Below are 17,569 nucleotides of genomic sequence, written 5' to 3'. Positions count from 1 at the left end.
AACTGGGGACTGCGGGGACTCGTCGAGGAGCTGGCTCCAGATTACGCGCCCCGGCCCGCGTTCGTCAGGCGGGAGGCGGGAAAATGCATGAGAATACTCTCAGCATCACCGGGTCACCGAAGTTCGAACATCCCCGTGTCGGCGGCCTGGATGCCACCGATCGACACCTGCAGGTGGAAGTAGCCGGCGGGCGCCTGCGGACGGGCAGAGCCGCACGTGTCCACCGACGACCGGGTGCGGTCCCACACGACCGGGGTCACGCTGGACACGGTCTGGCCCGCGGCGAGCTGGACGACCTGATCGCTGGACTCGCTCTGGCAGTCGGTCGAGCGCCACCAGGTGTCGGTGCCGCTCGTGATGACGAACTCCTGCGTCGCCGTGCCGACGTTGATCAGGCACGGTTGGCTCGACGTGTTCGAGAGGGTGATCGACAGCTGCGGCAGCTCCCCGGCGGCGTACGAGTCCTTGTCGGTGACGGCCAGGACCGAGATGCCCGAGGTAGAGCACGCCGGGATCGGCGCGTCGCTGCCGGACGCCGACGGATCCGGCGCCGGCTCAGTGGACGAATCCGCTGCGGCATCGTCCGTCGGTGCCTCCGACGACGTCGCCGCGGGGCTGGAGGCGGCAGGACTGGTCGCGGCGGGACTGGCCGCCGGCGAGGATCCGGTGGGAGTGGAGCTCCGCCACGGCTGCCAGAGGGCGAGCACGAGCGCGACGATCCCCGCGACCACCACCACGGCGAGCAGCAGGACGGCCAACCGTCGCCGGCGGTACACGGCCGGCGACGGGCGACGACGGGTCGGGGTGCTCACTCCCCCAGGCTATGCCGCGGCATCCGGTCAGAGCTGTTTGAGCATCCGGGTGTTGCCCAGAGTGTTCGGCTTGACGTGCGCGAGATCGAGGAACTCGGCGACGCCCTCGTCGGGGCTGCGCAGCATCTGCGAATACACGTCGGGGTCGACGACCTGCTCGCCGATCGGGGCGAATCCGCGCCGGCTGAAGAAGTCGACCTCGAAGGTGAGGCAGAACAGCCGCGAGAGCCCCAGCGCGCGGGCGTTGTCCTCGAGACGGTCGACGAGCGCACCGCCGACGCCGTGGTGCAGCCAGGCATCCGACACGATCAGCGTGCGGATCTCGCCCAGGTCCTCCCACATGACGTGCAGGGCTCCGCATCCGACGAGCTCGCCGTCCGCCTCGGCCACCACGAACTCCTGCACGGATTCGAAGACCGTGACGACCTCTTTGCCGAGCAGGATGCGACGCTGCACCCACGGGTCGAGGAGCGCGAGGATGCCCCGGACGTCCGACGTCCGGGCCGGGCGGACGGAGAAGGCGGGCACCGCACAACTGTAGCCCGCGCGGCGTGTAATCCAACGGCAACAGGAATGCACGATGCTGGGGGTCATGTCGATCAAGGTCGCACTCGAGCACTACACGGGGTACGAGTTCGCACACCCCGTGAAGGTCGCCCCCCACGTCATCCGCCTGCGGCCCGCCCCGCACGCCCGCACCCCGATCGAGGCCTACTCGCTCGACGTGCAGCCGAAGAACCACTTCCTCAACTGGCAGCAGGACCCCTTCGGCAACTGGCTGGCGCGCGTCGTGTTCCCCGAGAAGGTCTCGAAGCTCGAGATCACGGTGGGCGTGGTCGCCGACATGATGGTCATCAACCCGCTCGACTTCTTCATCGAGGAGTACGCGGAGCGCTTCCCCTTCGCCTACGCGCCCGATCTGGCCGCCGACCTCGCGCCGTACCTGCGCCCCGTCCCCGACAGCGACGCCGCGGCCCGCTGGCGTACGACGCTTCCGGAGCTTCCCGCCGACGGCATGCCGACCGTGTCGTTCCTGTCGCAGCTGAACCGGGCGGTCCAGTCCGCCGTCGGCTACTCGGTGCGGATGGAACCGGGCGTGCAGACCCCCGACCACACCCTGGCCTCGGGCATCGGATCCTGCCGTGACAGCGCCTGGCTGCTGGTGAGCCTGCTGCGCCAGTACGGGCTCGCCGCCCGCTTCGTCTCGGGCTACCTCGTGCAGCTGTCCGCCGACGAGAAGTCCCTCGACGGCCCCAGCGGGCCGGCCCAGGACTTCACCGATCTGCACGCGTGGGCGGAGGTGTTCGTACCGGGCGCGGGCTGGATCGGACTCGACGCGACGAGCGCCCTGTTCGCCGGGGAGGGGCACATCCCCCTCTCCGCCACCCCGGACCCGTCGGCGGCCGCGCCGATCAGCGGTGCGACCGATCCCGTCGAGGTGACGTTCTCGTTCCGCAACGAGGTGCGTCGGATCCACGAGGACCCCCGCACGACCAAGCCCTACACGGACGAGCAGTGGGTGCGCATCGACGCGGCGGGAGAGCTCGTCGACGAGCACCTCGCCGCCGCCGACGTCCGGCTCACGCTCGGCGGCGAGCCGACGTTCGTCGCCCTCGACGACGCGACGGCCGCGGAATGGAACACGGCGGCCGACGGGCCGCACAAGCGGGATCGCGCGAGCGCCCTCGCCGAGCGCCTGCGAGAGACATATGCCCTCGGCGGCATCGTCCACCGGGGGCAGGGCAAGTGGTACCCGGGCGAGGATCTGCCGCGGTGGAACATCGCTCTGCAGTGGCGCACCGACGGCGAACCGCTGTGGCGGCACGACGAGCTGTTCGACGACCCGTGGGCGACGCCGGATGCGGAGACGGTGCGGACCGCCCCCGACCGCGCCGCCCGTCTCGGCGAACGCGTCACCGCGCTGCTCGGGCTTCCGCCGGAGCAGCTGCTCCCCGCCTACGAGGATGCCCTGGCGTCCTTCTCGGCCGAGCTGCGTCGCCCGGAGGGCCCGCCGCCCGGCGTCGACGAAAGCGCGGGCGCGGAGGAGGCGGAGCGCCACCCGGGTGCGCCGCGCGGACACGTCCTCCCCCTCGTCACGGGAGAGGAGTGGGTGAGCCCCGCCTGGCGCTTCCGGCGCGGCCGGCTCGTCCTGCTGCCGGGAACGAGCCCGCTGGGGCTCCGCCTCCCGCTCGACTCCATCGCGTGGACCGACCCCGAGTGGGCGGGCGAGCCGTCGTATCTGGAGGCCGGCGCGCCGCTGTCCCCCGGCATCCCGCCGGTGGCGATCGTCGATCCCGAGGGCGCGCAGACCACCGCGCTGGCCTTCGAAGCACGCGAGGGCCACGTGTTCGTCTTCCTGCCGCCGACGACACGCCTCGAGGACTATGCGGCTCTCCTGCACGCCGTCGAGACGGCCGCGACGGAGGTGGGGACCCCGCTCGTCATCGAGGGATACGGACCGCCGCCGGATGCCCGCCTGACGCAGCTGATCGTGACGCCCGACCCGGGCGTCATCGAGGTGAACGTCCAGCCCACCTCGTCGTGGGCCCAGCAGCGCGCGCTGACCTTCGACCTCTACGAGACGGCGCGACGGGCGCGCCTCGCGACCGAGAAGTTCGACCTCGACGGAACCCACACCGGCACCGGCGGCGGCAACCACATCACGCTCGGAGGGCGGACGCCCATCGACTCCCCGCTCCTGCGACGCCCGGACCTGCTCGCCTCCCTCGTGACGTACTGGCAGCGGCATCCGTCCCTGTCGTACCTGTTCTCGGGTCGGTTCATCGGCCCGACGAGCCAGGCGCCGCGCTTCGATGAGGGCCGCCCCGAGGCGGTGTACGAGATGGAGATCGCCCTGCAGGAGGTGCGCCGCCTCGCCGCCGAGACCGACGAGCCGCGCCCCTGGATGATCGACCGGGCGCTGCGGCACCTGCTCACCGACCTCACCGGCAACACGCACCGCGCGGAGTTCTGCATCGACAAGCTCTACAGCCCCGACTCCTCCCGCGGGCGGCTGGGGCTGCTCGAGCTGCGCGGGTTCGAGATGCCGCCGCACCCGCAGCTCGCGCTGGTGCAGGCGCTGCTGGTGCGAGGCCTCGTCTCGATGTTCTGGCAGAAGCCGCTGAGCGCGCCGCTCGTGCGCTGGGGGACGGCGCTGCACGAGGACTTTCTGCTCGCCGAGGGTGCGCGCCGGGACATCGGCGAGGTCGTCGCCGACCTCCGCGCCCACGGCATCCCATTCGAGGAGAGCTGGCTCGAGCCGTTCGTCGAGTTCCGCTTCCCGCGGGTGGGTATCACGCGCATCGACCCCGGGATCGTGCTCGAACTGCGTCAGGCCATCGAACCCTGGCACGTCCTCGGCGAGGAAGCGACCGCGGGAGGGACGGCGCGCTACGTCGACTCGTCCCTCGAACGCATGCAGGTGAAGGTGTCGGGGATCGACCCCGCCCGCCACGTGGTCGTCGCCGGCGGCGCCGTCGTGCCGCTCACCTCGACGGGGGTCCGGGGCGAGTACTACGCCGGGGTGCGCTACCGCGCGTGGCAGCCGTGGTCGGCGCTGCACCCGTCGATCCCGATCCACGCGCCGCTCACGGTGGAGGTCGTCGACGCGGAGGCTGCGGTGTCGCTCGGCGGCGCGACCTACCATGTCGTGCACCCCGGGGGCCGCGCCTACGAGCATCCGCCCGTCAACGCCAACGAGGCGGAGGCGCGCAGATCCGGCAGATTCGAACCGCGGGGCCACACACCCGGTAGGTTCGATGTGGCTGCGGCGCGTGAGGCGGGGGCGCGTGCAGCGACACCCGACTACCCCCGGACCCTGGATCTGCGGAGGATTCCTTCGGCGTGAGCGTGCTGCGGGACTATGCCGCGGCGGTGTCGCAACCGACACTGCCGCTGTCGGTCGCGCCGGAGCCCGCCCGGTACGACGAGGTCGTCAGCGGCGACGGTTCGCTCCGGCCGCCGTGGCAGGCCCTCGCCGATCTCGCCCTCGCCCTCACCCGCGACGAGCTCAGCCGGGTCTCCGGTGAGATCTCCCGCTTCCTGGCCGACGACGGCGTCTCCTATCTGCGGCCCGGGTCGGGCGCCGAGCCCTGGCAGCTCGACCCCATCCCCCTCGTGATCGACGCACCGGCCTGGGCGCGGCTCGACCTCGGCCTCGCCCAGCGCACCGAGCTGCTCAACGCGATCGCGACCGATCTCTACGGGGAGCAGACGCTCCTGCGCGAGGGCATCATCCCTTCGGCGGTCGTCCTGGGGCACAGCGGTTTCGTGCGCGCCATCGCCGCCTCGCGCACCGACGATCGGCATCCGCTCCTGCTCGCGGGCGCCGACCTGGGGCGGGACTCCGCCGGCGAGTGGCACGTGCTGGCGGACCGCGTGCAGGCGCCGTCGGGCCTCGGCTTCGCGGCCGAGAACCGGCGCGTCATCTCGCAGGTGCTGCCCGACCTCTTCCAGGAGAGCAGTCTTCACCGGATCGATCCGTTCCTGTCGGCCCTGCGCTCCGCGCTGCTGTCGTCCGCTCCGGAGGGCGTCACCGACCCGCGGGTCGTGATCCTCTCGCCCGGCACGCACAGCGAGACCTCGTTCGACCAGGCCTTCCTCGCGACGGCCCTCGGCTTCCCGCTCGTGCAGGGCAGCGATCTCGTCGGCCACGAGGGCGGTGTCTGGATGAAGCCGGCGCGCTGGCCGGGCCGGCGCCCCACCGACCGGGTCGACGTCATCGTCCGCCGGGTGGATGCCGAGTGGTGCGACCCCCTGGAGATGCGCGGCGACTCGCGGCTCGGCGTCGCGGGGCTGTCGGAGGCGGTCCGGCGCGGAAGCGTCCGGCTCGTCAACGGCCTCGGCACCGGCGTGCTGGAGAACCCGGGGCTGCTCCCCTTCCTCGCCGACGCGTGCGAGCACCTGCTCGGCGAGCAGCTCCGCCTGCCCTCCGTCCCCACCCTGTGGTGCGGCGACCCGGACGCGCTCCGCACCGTCCGCGCACGCCTGCTCGACGGCGACCCGAACCTCCTGGTGCGGACGATCGACGAGCCGCGCAAGACCTTCGCCGCCCTGCCGACGGACGAGCTCGTCGCCCGCCTCGACGCGGCGCCCCATCGCTTCGTCGGTCAGGAGCTGCTCTCGCTGTCGCAGACGCCGGTGTGGCGCCAGGGCGAGCGCGCGCTGGCCGCCCCGGTGAACCTGCGGGCCTTCACGCTGCGCTACGGCTCGGCGTACCGGCCGATGCTCGGCGGGCTCGCGACCGTGCGCGACCACCCGGATGCGATGCCCTGGACCAAGGATGTCTGGGTCCTGAAATCCGACCTCGCCGACGCCGACCAGAACCTCGTCGAGATCGCACCGGAGCCGGCGGCGCGCACCGTCCCGGCGCTCGCGCCCCGCGCCCTCTCGGACATGTTCTGGACGGGCCGCTACGCCGAACGCGCGGAGGACATGCTGCGCCTCTCGCTCGCCGCGCAGGCGCTGCTCGACCAGCCCGGCGCCCACTCCTCGGGCCGGGTGGAGGAGAGCGCCCGCGTCCTCCTCTCCGTGATCGCCCGTCTGGCCGGCCGCCGCTCGCCGGACCACGAGGCCGAGTTCCGCGACATCCTGCTCGACTCCCGGCGCGCGGGTACGGCGGCGCATTCGATCCGGCGTCTGCGTGAGGCGATGGAGGGCGTCCGCGACCAGCTGTCCGGCGACACCTGGCGCGTCTTCTCCAACGTCGATCGCGCGATGCGCGCGCTCCGCGTCGCACCCCACCCGCACCGTTCCGCCGAATCGGCAGGCCGGATGCTCGCGGCGATGCTGTCGCTGTACGGCATCACCGCCAACATGATCCGCGACACCGGGTGGCACATGATCGAGGCCGGCCGGTTCCTGGAGCGCGGGCTGCAGCTGACGCATCTGCTCGGCGGACTCGCCGAACAGCACGACACGCGCGGCGAGCGCGGCGTCCTGGACGGCGTCCTGCTGTCGGCGGAGAGCGTCGTGACCTATCGCCGGCGCTATCGCGGCTCGGCCCGCGCCTCCGACGTGCTCGACCTCCTCCTGCTCGACGGCGGCAACCCGCGCTCGCTCGCGTTCGCGCTCGCCCGGGTGCGGGAGCACCTGGCCGCGATGCCGGCGTCGACCGGTTCGACACGCGCCGAACGGATCCTCGACCACCTCGAGTCGGACGTCGCCGCACTCGACGTGTCCGAGCTCGGCCGCGTGCGCTCCGGGCGACGCGAGGCGCTTCGGGAGAACCTGGACGACATCTCCGCGCGGCTGGAGCTGCTGGCCGTCGCCGTCGGCGACCAGCACTTCGAGAGCGGGCCGCCGCCGGTGCCGCTGTCGGCGCTGTCGCTCGTCGAGCTCATGGAGGCGCGGGCATGAAGCACTACCGCGTGTGGCACCGAACCGCGTACACCTACTCCAAGCCCGTGCAGGACAGCGTCGGGCTGTTCCACCTCATGCCTCGGGAGCTGCCGTGGCAGCAGGTGACGACGTCCGCGGTCACCGTCGACCCGGTGCCGGGCGACATCTCGCCCGACGTCGACTACTTCGGCAACCCCTCGACCTACTTCCACCTGACCGAGCCGCACGAGGCGCTCGCGATCGAGGCGTCGAGCGACGTGTCGGTCGAGATCCCGTCGTACGACGAGGACGCGCTCGCCCAGCCGTGGGAGCTCGCGCGACCGCTCGTGCACGCCGATCAGCCGCACGCCTGGCGTGCCGCGGAGTATGCGCTCGAATCGCCGCGGGTGCGGCACGCCGAGGAGGCGACCGCGTACGGCGCCCTGTCACTGACCCCCGGGCGCCCGATCGGCGAGGCGGCGACCGACCTGATGCACCGGATCTTCCGCGACTTCGACTACGACAAGACCGCCACGACCGTGACCAGCACCGTCGGCGATGCCATGCGCGCCCGCGCGGGCGTGTGTCAGGACTTCGCCCACGTCGCTCTCGCGTGCCTGCGCGCCCACGGAGTCGCCGCCCGCTACGTCTCGGGATACCTCGCGACCCAGCCGCCGCCGGGCAAGCAGCGGGTCTTCGGCGCCGACGCCTCGCACGCCTGGCTGGCGGTGTGGCTGCCCGGCACCGACCAGTGGCTCGCGATCGACCCGACGAACGACCAGTGGGCGAACGACCGCTACGTGACGGTGGCCTGGGGCCGCGACTACGGCGACGTGTCACCGGTCAAGGGCATCATCTACACCAAGGCGAAGAAATCGACCCTGCGGGTGCAGGTCGACGTCGCCCCCGTGGAGGCCTGACGCGGCGAGCCGCCACGTCGCTGTCAATCCCCGCCGGCCATCCCTGGTGTCGTGACAGGCTGAACGCGTGAAGGCCTACTCCTGCCGCGTCTGCGCGAACGTCCTCTACTTCGAGAACTCGGTGTGCGTGGCCTGCGCGACGCCGCTCGGGTACTCCCGCCGCGAACGCGACATCGTGCCGGTCGACGTGGCGGGCGTCTACGTCGACGCGGAGGGCTGGGTGTGGCACGTCTGCCGCAACCTCGGGCTCTCCGGCTGCACGTGGCTCGCACCGCTCGAGGGCGGCCAGTGCGCCGCCTGCGATCTCACCCGCACGCGGCCCGCCGACGACGATCCCCGCGGGCTGGCGGAGTTCGTCATCGCCGAGCGCGCCAAACGTCACCTCGTCGCCGAGCTCGACACCCTCGGGTTCCCGGTGGTGCCGAAGTCGGCGGACCCCGTCGACGGGCTCGCGTTCGACCTGCTGTCGTCCGTGCGGGTTCCGGTGATCACCGGTCACTCCGACGGGATCGTCACGATCGACCTCGCCGAGGGCGACGACTCGCATCGCGAGCGCATCCGGCACGAGCTCGCCGAGCCGTACCGCACGATGCTCGGGCACTTCCGGCACGAGGTGGGCCACTACATGGAGTGGCGCCTCGTCGAATCGGACCCGTCGATCCTCGCGCGTGCGCGGGAGCTGTTCGGCGACGAGACCGTCGACTACGACGCCGCCATCCAGCGCCACTACGACGAGGGGGCGCCGGAGGGGTGGCAGGAGCGCTTCATCTCGGCGTACGCGACGATGCATCCCTACGAGGACTTCGCCGAGACCTGGGCGCACTACCTGCACATCTGCGACACGGTCGAGACCGCCGTCGTGACGGGCCTCCTCCCCCTCACCGACACCATCGGCTACCCGAGCTTCTCGGCCTTCGTCGGCGAGGTATGGATCCCGCTGTCGACGGCGTTGAACCTCGTCAACCGGTCGATGGGCGAGAGCGACCTCTACCCCTTCGTCATCCCCGCGCCCGTCCTCGACAAGCTCGAGTTCGTCGCGTCCCTGCGTCCGACCGCGCAGTAGCGGCCGGACTCGGTCCGCCTAGCCCCGCGGTACGACGAAGGGGCGGATGCCGCAGCATCCGCCCCTTCGTGTCCGTCCTGGTCGTGCGTGCTCAGCCGCCCGCGACGATGTCGGGGGTGGCTTCGATCTCTCCGGCAGCGCCGACACCCACCGAGACCTTCTCGCCCCGCGGACCGTGCTCGAAGAGGAACTTCCCGTTCTCGGCGTCGACCTTCACGTGGTCGCCGGGGTTCAGCTCGCCGTGCAGGATGCGCTCCGACAGCTGGTCCTCGACCTCGCGCTGCATCGCACGGCGCAACGGCCGGGCGCCGAGCGTCGGGTCGAAGCCGATCTCGATGAGGCGGTCCTTCGCGGCGTCCGACAGCTCGACCGTCATGTCGCGGTCGAGCAGACGCTCGCTCAGCCGCTTCGTGAACAGGCCCACGATCTGGCGGAGCTCGTCCTTGTTCAGCTGCGGGAAGACGATGACGTCGTCGACGCGGTTGAGGAACTCGGGCTTGAAGTGACGCTTGAGCTCTTCGTCGACCTTGCCCTTCATCCGCTCGTACGTCGTCTGCGCGTTGCCCTCGACCTGGAACCCGACCGGACCGCCGGCGATCGCCGACGAGCCCAGGTTGGTCGTCATGATGATGACCGTGTTCTTGAAGTCGACGACGCGGCCCTGACCGTCGGTCAGGCGACCCTCTTCGAGGATCTGCAGCAGCGAGTTGAAGATGTCGGGGTGGGCCTTCTCGATCTCGTCGAACAGGACGACGGAGAACGGCTTGCGACGCACCTTCTCGGTGAGCTGACCGCCCTCCTCGAAGCCGACGAACCCGGGAGGGGCACCGAACAGGCGCGAGACCGTGTGCTTCTCGCCGAACTCGCTCATGTCGAGCGAGATGAGGGCGCCCTCGTCGTCGAAGAGGAACTCGGCGAGCGCCTTGGCGAGCTCGGTCTTGCCGACGCCCGTGGGACCGGCGAAGATGAACGAGCCCGACGGACGCTTCGGGTCCTTGAGGCCGGCGCGCTGACGGCGGATCGTGCGGCTCAGCGCCGCGATCGCCTCCTCCTGGCCGATGACGCGCTGGTGCAGCGCCTTCTCCATGAAGACGAGACGGCTGGTCTCCTCCTCGGTGAGCTTGAACACCGGGATGCCCGTGGCCTGAGCCAGGACCTCGGCGATCAGGCCCTCGTCGACGACCGCGTGGCTCGCGACGTCGCCGCTGCGCCACTGCTTCTCGAGACGCAGGCGCTCGGCGAGCAGGGACTTCTCCTCGTCGCGCAGCGACGCGGCCTTCTCGAAGTCCTGCTCCTCGCTGGCGGTCTCCTTGTCCTCGCGGACCTTGGCGATCTTCTCGTCGAACTCGCGCAGCTCCGGCGGGGACGACAGGATCGACAGCCGCAGGCGTGCACCGGCCTCGTCGATCAGGTCGATCGCCTTGTCGGGCAGGAACCGGTCGCTGATGTAGCGGTCGGCGAGGTTCGCCGCCGCGACGATGGCGCCGTCGGTGATCTGCACCTTGTGGTGCGCCTCGTAGCGGTCGCGCAGACCCTTCAGGATGTTGATCGCGTGGGGCAGGCTCGGCTCGGCCACCTGGATCGGCTGGAACCGGCGCTCGAGCGCGGCATCCTTCTCGAAGTGCTTGCGGTACTCGTCGAGGGTCGTCGCACCGATCGTCTGCAGCTCGCCGCGGGCGAGGAGGGGCTTGAGGATCGACGCCGCGTCGATCGCGCCCTCGGCGGCGCCCGCACCCACGAGGGTGTGGATCTCGTCGATGAAGACGATGATGTCGCCGCGCGTGCGGATCTCCTTGGTGACCTTCTTCAGGCGCTCCTCGAAGTCGCCGCGGTAACGGGACCCGGCGATGAGCGAGCCGAGGTCGAGCGAGTAGACCTGCTTGTCCTTCAGCGTCTCGGGGACGTCGTTCTTCACGATCGCCTGCGCGAGGCCCTCGACGACGGCGGTCTTGCCGACGCCGGGCTCGCCGATGAGGACGGGGTTGTTCTTCGAGCGGCGCGACAGGATCTGCATCACGCGCTCGATCTCCTTCTCGCGCCCGATGACCGGGTCGAGCTTGTTGTCGCGCGCGGCCTGAGTGAGGTTGCGGCCGAACTGGTCGAGCACCGCCGAGCCGCCCTGGGCGCCCTGCTGGTTCTGCTCGCCGGCACCGGCGGCGACGCCCGCGGGCTCCTTGCCCTGGTAGCCCGAGAGCAGCTGGATGACCTGCTGGCGCACCTTGTTCAGGTCGGCGCCGAGCTTGACGAGAACCTGGGCGGCGACGCCCTCGCCCTCGCGGATGAGGCCGAGCAGGATGTGCTCGGTGCCGATGTAGTTGTGGCCGAGCTGGAGCGCTTCGCGCAGGCTCAGCTCGAGCACCTTCTTGGCGCGCGGCGTGAAGGGGATGTGGCCGGTCGGCTGCTGCTGACCCTGGCCGATGATGTCCTGGACCTGCTCGCGGACGGCGTCCAGCGAGATCCCCAGGCTCTCGAGCGCCTTGGCGGCGACGCCCTCGCCCTCGTGGATGAGACCGAGCAGGATGTGCTCGGTGCCGATGTAGTTGTGGTTGAGCATCTTCGCCTCTTCTTGGGCGAGGACGACCACACGACGGGCACGGTCCGTGAATCTCTCGAACATGTCAGACTCCTCCGGGTGCCCAGTGTTCTGGCACCTACGTAGAGGCTAACGAGAGCCGGATGCCCGCATGCCCGTGTTCGCTGGGGGCGTGATGGTCTCCCCGCGCCGCCACGGCTTCGGCCGCCACGGCTTCAGCCGCGGGTGCGAGCTCGCCCGGCTGGCACGGGGGTGGCCCGGGCGGCCCGGGCGACCCCGGGTGCTCGCCCGGGGCGTGGCGAAAGCAGGCCAGATCCGCTCATCCTCGCCCCGACGGCGCCGCGGGGCTCGATCGAGCCTGCTGATGTGACGGGTGCCGCCCACGAGCCGCCGCAGGTCTCCTCCGCTTGACGCGGCGTTCATATCGTTTATCGTTAGTATCGACAATCGATACATTTCCGCTGGAGTACCGAGAGGACGACGACCATGACGACGACGGCGACCGAACCGGGCAAGGCCGACCGCATCGGCATCCGGGTGATCCTGGGGGTCGGCCTGGCCGGCGGTCTCATCATGGCCGCACTGGGAGTCTTCACCGCGATCACCCGCGTGATCGACCCGGCGCGCTACCCCGTGAGCCTGCTCGCGCACATCCCCGTCGCGACCGGCCCCGGCGTCATCGATGCCTACGGAGACAGCATCGTCGTGCGCACGTCGGCTCTCTCGCCGGGGGCGACCTGGCTGCTCGCCGCGGGAGATCTGATCGACGCCCTCGTGATCGGCGTCGTGACCCTCTGCTTCGCCGCCACACTGTGGGGCGTGGCGCAGCGGCGGCCGTTCCATCGTTCGCTCCCCGCCGCGGCGATCGCCGCGGGGAGCGCGCTGGGGATCGGTAGTCTCCTCGCACAAGGGCTCGGCGGCATCGGGCGCATGATGGCGGCCGACGACCTCTCCGACTCCCTGGGCGGCGTCGTCGAGCCCGGCTTCCTGTTCACGCCCGTGCCGGTCGTCGTGGGCTTGGGGCTGATCGCCCTCGCCTACGTCTTCCGCGCCGGCGCGCGGCTGCAGCGCGACACCGAGGGACTCGTGTGAGCCCCGCGGACGACGAGGAGCCGACCGGCATCCATTGCCGCCTCGACGAGCTGCTCGCCGAGAGGGGCATGACGCTCGCCCGGCTGTCCGAGCTCGTCGGGGTGTCGGTGGTGAACCTGTCGGTGCTGAAGAACGACCGTGCACGGGCCGTCCGCTACTCGACGCTGTCGGCGATCTGCCGCGCGCTCGACTGCGAGGTGGGCGAACTGCTCGTGCGCGCAGACTGAGGACGGGGGCGGGGACTCGGATCGACGAACCCCCGCCTTCGTCTCAGCCGAGGATCGAGACCGTCACGGGGGTCTCGAACTGCGCGTCCCCGCCGGAGAGCACGACGCTCGATCCTGTGCGCTCCACGCCGAGCCCCTCGACACTCGCGAGGGCGACGCGGGAGGCCATGTCCATCGTGCAGGGCTGGTCCGCCGGCTGATCGGCGAAGGTCACCGCGACCTCGGTCGGCGTGGGTGCGGCGACATCCTTCACCACCGGCGCGCACGACGACGAGCCCCAGCTGAGGATCGCGATCAGATCGTCGCCCACCCATCCGGCGCTCGGCGCGTACGCCACGGCGTCGCCGCCGGGCGCGCCCGCGAGCGGCGGCAGAGCGGTCTCGCCGCGGCCGCCCTCGGCGAAGGAGACCACGAGGTCGATGCCCGCTGCCGGGTCGACGCCGTCCGGAACGCCGACGAGGGTCGCGCGCGGGGCGAAGTCGGCCGTGCACACCCGGTCGGCGGGACCGTCGTCGAGCGTCACGGCGATGGCGCCGTCCGCCTGCACCGCCACATCGGCCGCCGTCGGCACGCAGGTCGAGGACCCCCAGGTGACGAGGGCGATCTGGCGACCTCCGTCGAGCCAGCCGGCCTCGACCTGCAACGGCGCAGCATCCGACGCCGTGGGCGATCCGGACGCCGCCGGAGGGGTAGCGCCCGCGCATCCGGCGAGCGCGAAGGCACCGGCGGCGAGGAGGGCGATGAAGGGGGCGAGGCGGCGTGCGGGTGTCATGAGGTCATCCTTCCGGTGCGTGCGACTCTCGTCGGCCTTCCGGCGCCGGGAGATCCGGGCGCCCACCCTCATAGTGTCGGGGCCGCGGAAAGCGTCTCATTGCAGTGCGGAGGTCAGGCGCGCGATGTTGTCGAGCACCGTCGAGCGCAGCGGCTGCGTCAGCCACTCCTCCAGTGTCAGCTCGCGGCTCAGCGAGCGGTACTCGTCTTCGACGGCACGCAGCTGCCGCACGTACTCCTCCCCCCGCACGAGGAGCGAGATCTCGAGGTTCAGACCGAACGAACGCATGTCCATGTTGCTCGACCCGATGACGGCGACCTCGTCGTCGATGGACATCGACTTGGAGTGCAGGATGAAGGGCTTCTCGTACATGTAGATCTTCACGCCACCGCGCAGCAGCGCCTCGTAGTAGCTGCGCTGGGCGTGGTACACCATGGCCTGGTCGCCCTCTTCCGAGACGAACAGTTCCACGTGCACCCCGCGCTGGCAGGCGGTCTGGATGGCGAGGAGGAGACCCTCGTCGGGGACGAAGTACGGCGAGACGATGATGATCTTCTCACGCGCGGCGAACAGCAGCGACATGAACAGCTTGAGGTTGTTCTGGAACTCGAACCCTGGCCCCGACGGGATGATCTGGCAGTCCAGGTCGCCCGTCCCCGGCTGCACGTGGAAGATCTCGATGTCGTCGACGAGTTCGTCGGTCTCGCTGTACCAGTCCGACAGGAAGACGGCGTTGATGGATGCCACCACGGGCCCGTCGACGCGGGTCATCATGTCGACCCAGTGCAGGCCCCGCTTGATGTTCTTCGGCAGGTTGTAGGTCGAGTCGGTCACGTTCTGCGACCCCGTGAACGCGACCACCCCGTCGACGACGAGGAGCTTGCGGTGGTTGCGCAGATCGGGGCGCGTGTACGCTCCACGGAACGGCTGCACCGGCAGCATCAGGTGCCAGTCGGCGCCCATCCCGGTCAGCCGCGCGAGCGTCTGGCGGTAATACGGCTTGCCTCGGTTGGCCCAGTGGTCCAGCAGAACGCGCACCTTGACGCCGCGCGCGGCGACCTCTTCGAGCGCGGCGAAGAACCCGTCGGTCGTGGCATCGGATTGCAGGATGTAGAACTCGACGTGGACGTACTGGTTCGCCCCGCGGATGGCCTCCGCCATCGCATCGATCGAATCCTGGTACCCCGAGATCAGCGTCGCCCCGTTGTCGCCGGAGATCGGCATGGCTCCGAGGTTGCGGTTGAGTCGGACGAGCGCACGGAACCAGTGCGGCGCGTTCGGTCGGAGCGTCCCGAGGTCGAGCCCGCGACTCATGTGGCGGATGCTCTCGTTGATGACCTCCTGCTTGCGCCGGCGCTTGCGCGGCAGACGCGGGTTGCCGATCAGCAGGAACAGCAGGACGCCGATCACCGGGATGAAGTAGATGGCGAGCAGCCACGCCATCGCGGCGGTCGGCCGACGGTTCCGGGGCACGAAGATCACCGCGAGCACGCGGATCGTGATGTCGATCAGTGTGAGGAGGACGACGTACCAGGTCCATGTCCAATCGACCGTGATGCTCAGCACGTCGGTTCCTCTCCGGCGATGCTCTCGGCCGCCTGGGGATCAGCGTAGCGAGTAGGGCCGACGCGCTCGGTCACCTCGGGTCGGAGCTCAGCGGCGGAAGTCCGCGCTTCGCGCGCTCCTCCGCCTCGACGCGTGCGTACGCGCGTCGCTCGGAACGGTCCATCCGCAGGATCGAGCGGAGGACGAACACGAAGAGGCCGAGGACGACCACCGTGGGCAGCAGTGACCAGGCGACGGCAGCCCAATAGGAGTCCATGCTCCTATGGTACGGAAGTTATCCACAAGGCGTCGATCTCGCGTCCACAACCGGCGGTTCCGCGGCCCCACGACGCGTCGCGGCCGGGCACGCTCGTGCGCATGTCGATCACCGTGAAGGCCGCCGACGCGGCCCAGTTCCTCGCCTTCGTCCCCCGCCTGCTGGGCTGTACACCGAGGGAGAGCCTCGTCCTCGTGCCGCTCGCGAGCGGCCGCAGCGTCGGCGCGCTGCGCGTCGACCTGCCGCCCGCCGACGCCGTGGAGAGCGTCGCGAGCGCGGCGATCGGGATGCTCTGCCGCGTCGCCGAGGTCGATGCGTTCGCCGCCGTCGTGTACACCGATGCCTCGATCGGTTCGTCGGAGGACGACCTCGGCCATTCGCCGCCCACCGGGCGCACGCCGCGCCTTCCGGGAGGCGCGCTGATCGACGCGTTGCGCGTGCGCGCGGACGCGTGCGGATTGCGGATCGTCGACCTGCTGACCGTGGCGTCCGACGGCTGGGGCTCGCACGACGACGACGAGCTCCCGCCGGGCGGGCGCCCGCTGCGAAGCATCCGTGTCCCGGCCGCGGCGGCGGGCGCGCTCGCCGCGTCCGGGGCCGTCGCCCGCGGCGATCAGGCCTCCGGGGCCGCCCTTCCCCGTGTCGGTCAGCAGGCCCGCCGCGCGGTCGCGGAGGCGATCTCGTCGCTCGGCGCGGCTCTGGAGGCGGTCTGCGGCGTCCCGGCCTCCCCACGCAGGGCCACGCGCATCGACCCGGCAGCGCTCGAGGCGGTGGGCGAGCTCGACGACCTGGCCTGCCTGTTCGAGGAGGCGCTGTGCTGGTCGACGCCACTCGCTCCGATGCGCGCCGCGATGCTGGGCTGGTGCCTCGCGCGCCCTGCGCTGCGGGACATCGCCCTGGTGCAGTGGGCGACCGATCAAGACGGCGGCGACGTGGCGACGGAGGCGCAGCGGCGGTGGGAGGCCGGCGAGGACTACCCCTCCGACCTTGCGGAAGTCATGTGGGGCGACGGGTACCGGCCCGACCCGGATCGGCTCGGCACCGCTCTCACTCTCGCCCGCGAGGTGGCCGCGCTCGTGCCGAAGGCCATGCGGCCGGGGCCTCTCTCGATGTGCGCCTGGCTCGCCTGGGCGCTCGGACGCTCCACCCACGCGGATCGTTACGCGGCGATGGCCCTGTCGATCGACCGTCGCCACGGACTCGCCGGGATCGTGCGTACCTTCGTGAACGCCGGACACCTGCCCGACTGGGCGTTCCGGCCCCGATGACCGAACCGGCGAGAGGAGGACCGTCAGTGAACGAACGCGAGCACGATCGCGACTCCGACGAAGAGGGCGCCGAACACGCGATCGATCACCCGCTGTCCGCGCGCGGTCCGGGTGAAGCGGCGGAAGCCCTGGGCCGCCAGCGCGAAGAAGCCCCACATCACGGCGATGTCGACGGCGACGACGGTGACCGCGACGGTCGCATACTGCGGCAGGAGAGGGGCGTCGGGGCGGATGAACTGCGGCAGGAACGCGAGGAAGAAGACGATGGCCTTCGGGTTGAGCAGGTTCACCCAGAGTCCCCGTCGGAACATGGACCACCGCGACTCCGCGACGACGCGAGCGACGCGGAGCCGACCGCTCTCGCCGGCGGCTTCGCCCGGGCCGGCCTCGGAGCCGGCTCCGGGCGGCACAGGATCCGCGGGCACGGTGAGGTCGCGAGCGGGCTCCGGGAGGGGGCGGCGCAGGATCAGCCGCAGACCCAGGTAGGCGAGGTAGGCGGCTCCCGCATACCGGATGGTCGCGAACAGAGGCGGCGACGATGCGACGAGCACGCCGACGCCGAGCGCGACGACGGCGATGAGCACGACGAGCGCCGCCTGCTGCCCGAGGATGCCCCAGATCGCCCGCCGGAATCCGTGACTGAGCGCGTTGGTCATCGTGTTGATCGCGCCCGCACCGGGCGTGAAGCTGATCACGACGCACGCGACGACCAGCGTGAGCCAGAGCGAGAAGGCCACTCCCG

Annotated in this window: 14 protein-coding genes; 7 read left to right on the top strand and 7 right to left on the bottom strand. The window is 71.0% G+C overall.

Going from position 1 to position 17,569, the window contains the following annotated elements:
- Nucleotides 1–113: 113 nt before the first annotated feature.
- Nucleotides 114–812 (bottom strand): hypothetical protein, encoded by a 699-nt coding sequence (locus WFI00_RS15810; protein ID WP_336631822.1) that lies wholly within the window; start codon nucleotides 810–812, stop codon nucleotides 114–116.
- Between the two features lie 27 nt (nucleotides 813–839).
- On the bottom strand, nucleotides 840–1,340 hold the full coding sequence (locus WFI00_RS15805) for an amino-acid N-acetyltransferase (RefSeq protein WP_336631821.1): 501 nt from the start codon (nucleotides 1,338–1,340) through the stop codon (nucleotides 840–842).
- 64 nt (nucleotides 1,341–1,404) lie between these two features.
- Between WFI00_RS15805 and WFI00_RS15800 the strand changes: the two genes are divergently transcribed.
- The 4 genes from WFI00_RS15800 (at nucleotide 1,405) to WFI00_RS15785 (ending at nucleotide 9,113) form a co-directional block, all read left to right on the top strand.
- Nucleotides 1,405–4,659 carry a transglutaminase family protein gene (locus tag WFI00_RS15800; protein ID WP_336631820.1) on the top strand — a complete coding sequence of 1,085 codons (3,255 nt, stop codon included), beginning with the start codon at nucleotides 1,405–1,407 and terminating at the stop codon, nucleotides 4,657–4,659.
- Nucleotides 4,656–7,169 (top strand): circularly permuted type 2 ATP-grasp protein, encoded by a 2,514-nt coding sequence (locus WFI00_RS15795; protein ID WP_336631819.1) that lies wholly within the window; start codon nucleotides 4,656–4,658, stop codon nucleotides 7,167–7,169. The genes WFI00_RS15800 and WFI00_RS15795 overlap by 4 nt, the downstream gene beginning before the upstream one ends.
- On the top strand, nucleotides 7,166–8,050 hold the full coding sequence (locus WFI00_RS15790; protein ID WP_336631818.1) for a transglutaminase family protein: 885 nt from the start codon (nucleotides 7,166–7,168) through the stop codon (nucleotides 8,048–8,050). The genes WFI00_RS15795 and WFI00_RS15790 overlap by 4 nt, the downstream gene beginning before the upstream one ends.
- 67 nt (nucleotides 8,051–8,117) lie before the next feature.
- Nucleotides 8,118–9,113, top strand: a complete 996-nt coding sequence (locus WFI00_RS15785; protein WP_336631817.1) for a zinc-binding metallopeptidase family protein — start codon at nucleotides 8,118–8,120, stop codon at nucleotides 9,111–9,113.
- 91 nt (nucleotides 9,114–9,204) lie between these two features.
- On the opposite strand, the gene WFI00_RS15780 is transcribed toward WFI00_RS15785, so the two are convergent.
- Nucleotides 9,205–11,730 (bottom strand): ATP-dependent Clp protease ATP-binding subunit, encoded by a 2,526-nt coding sequence (locus tag WFI00_RS15780; RefSeq protein ID WP_336631816.1) that lies wholly within the window; start codon nucleotides 11,728–11,730, stop codon nucleotides 9,205–9,207.
- 402 nt (nucleotides 11,731–12,132) lie between these two features.
- Here WFI00_RS15780 and WFI00_RS15775 point away from each other — a divergent pair, with 402 nt between their 5' ends.
- Nucleotides 12,133–12,738 carry a hypothetical protein gene (locus tag WFI00_RS15775; RefSeq protein WP_336631815.1) on the top strand — a complete coding sequence of 202 codons (606 nt, stop codon included), beginning with the start codon at nucleotides 12,133–12,135 and terminating at the stop codon, nucleotides 12,736–12,738.
- Nucleotides 12,735–12,965, top strand: coding sequence for a helix-turn-helix domain-containing protein (locus WFI00_RS15770; protein ID WP_336631814.1), 231 nt, complete (start codon nucleotides 12,735–12,737; stop codon nucleotides 12,963–12,965). Before WFI00_RS15775 ends, WFI00_RS15770 begins: the two co-directional genes overlap by 4 nt.
- 43 nt (nucleotides 12,966–13,008) lie before the next feature.
- Here the strand turns inward: WFI00_RS15770 and WFI00_RS15765 are convergent, their stop codons facing one another.
- The 3 genes from WFI00_RS15765 to WFI00_RS15755 all read right to left on the bottom strand — a co-directional run bounded on the left by WFI00_RS15765 (nucleotide 13,009) and on the right by WFI00_RS15755 (nucleotide 15,559).
- Nucleotides 13,009–13,737, bottom strand: coding sequence for a hypothetical protein (locus WFI00_RS15765; protein ID WP_336631813.1), 729 nt, complete (start codon nucleotides 13,735–13,737; stop codon nucleotides 13,009–13,011).
- A 96-nt stretch (nucleotides 13,738–13,833) separates the two neighbouring features.
- Nucleotides 13,834–15,303, bottom strand: a complete 1,470-nt coding sequence (gene cls, locus WFI00_RS15760) for a cardiolipin synthase (protein WP_336631812.1) — start codon at nucleotides 15,301–15,303, stop codon at nucleotides 13,834–13,836.
- A 70-nt stretch (nucleotides 15,304–15,373) separates the two neighbouring features.
- Complete coding sequence (locus WFI00_RS15755) at nucleotides 15,374–15,559, bottom strand: hypothetical protein (protein WP_336631811.1); 186 nt, start codon at nucleotides 15,557–15,559, stop codon at nucleotides 15,374–15,376.
- Nucleotides 15,560–15,660: 101 nt separating this feature from the next.
- Here WFI00_RS15755 and WFI00_RS15750 point away from each other — a divergent pair, with 101 nt between their 5' ends.
- Nucleotides 15,661–16,827, top strand: coding sequence for a DUF4192 family protein (locus WFI00_RS15750; protein ID WP_336631810.1), 1,167 nt, complete (start codon nucleotides 15,661–15,663; stop codon nucleotides 16,825–16,827).
- A 23-nt stretch (nucleotides 16,828–16,850) separates the two neighbouring features.
- On the opposite strand, the gene WFI00_RS15745 is transcribed toward WFI00_RS15750, so the two are convergent.
- Entirely contained in the window at nucleotides 16,851–17,564 is a 714-nt protein-coding gene (locus WFI00_RS15745; RefSeq protein ID WP_336631809.1) for a LysE family translocator, read from the bottom strand.
- Nucleotides 17,565–17,569 lie beyond the last annotated feature (5 nt).

The sequence above is a fragment of the Microbacterium sp. MMO-56 genome (genome assembly GCF_037146215.1).
In the GTDB taxonomy this organism is placed as follows: Bacteria; Actinomycetota; Actinomycetes; order Actinomycetales; family Microbacteriaceae; genus Microbacterium.
This window is presented reverse-complemented; position numbering and strand designations above follow the sequence as displayed.

Coding starts and splice junctions, on each gene's coding strand:
- WFI00_RS15800 (WP_336631820.1), top strand. CDS start 1,405: ATGTCGATCAAGGTCGCACTCGAGCACTACACGGGGTACGAGTTCGCA.
- WFI00_RS15750 (WP_336631810.1), top strand. CDS start 15,661: ATGTCGATCACCGTGAAGGCCGCCGACGCGGCCCAGTTCCTCGCCTTC.
- WFI00_RS15755 (WP_336631811.1), bottom strand. CDS start 15,559: ATGGACTCCTATTGGGCTGCCGTCGCCTGGTCACTGCTGCCCACGGTG.
- WFI00_RS15775 (WP_336631815.1), top strand. CDS start 12,133: ATGACGACGACGGCGACCGAACCGGGCAAGGCCGACCGCATCGGCATC.
- WFI00_RS15790 (WP_336631818.1), top strand. CDS start 7,166: ATGAAGCACTACCGCGTGTGGCACCGAACCGCGTACACCTACTCCAAG.
- WFI00_RS15780 (WP_336631816.1), bottom strand. CDS start 11,730: ATGTTCGAGAGATTCACGGACCGTGCCCGTCGTGTGGTCGTCCTCGCC.
- WFI00_RS15765 (WP_336631813.1), bottom strand. CDS start 13,737: ATGACACCCGCACGCCGCCTCGCCCCCTTCATCGCCCTCCTCGCCGCC.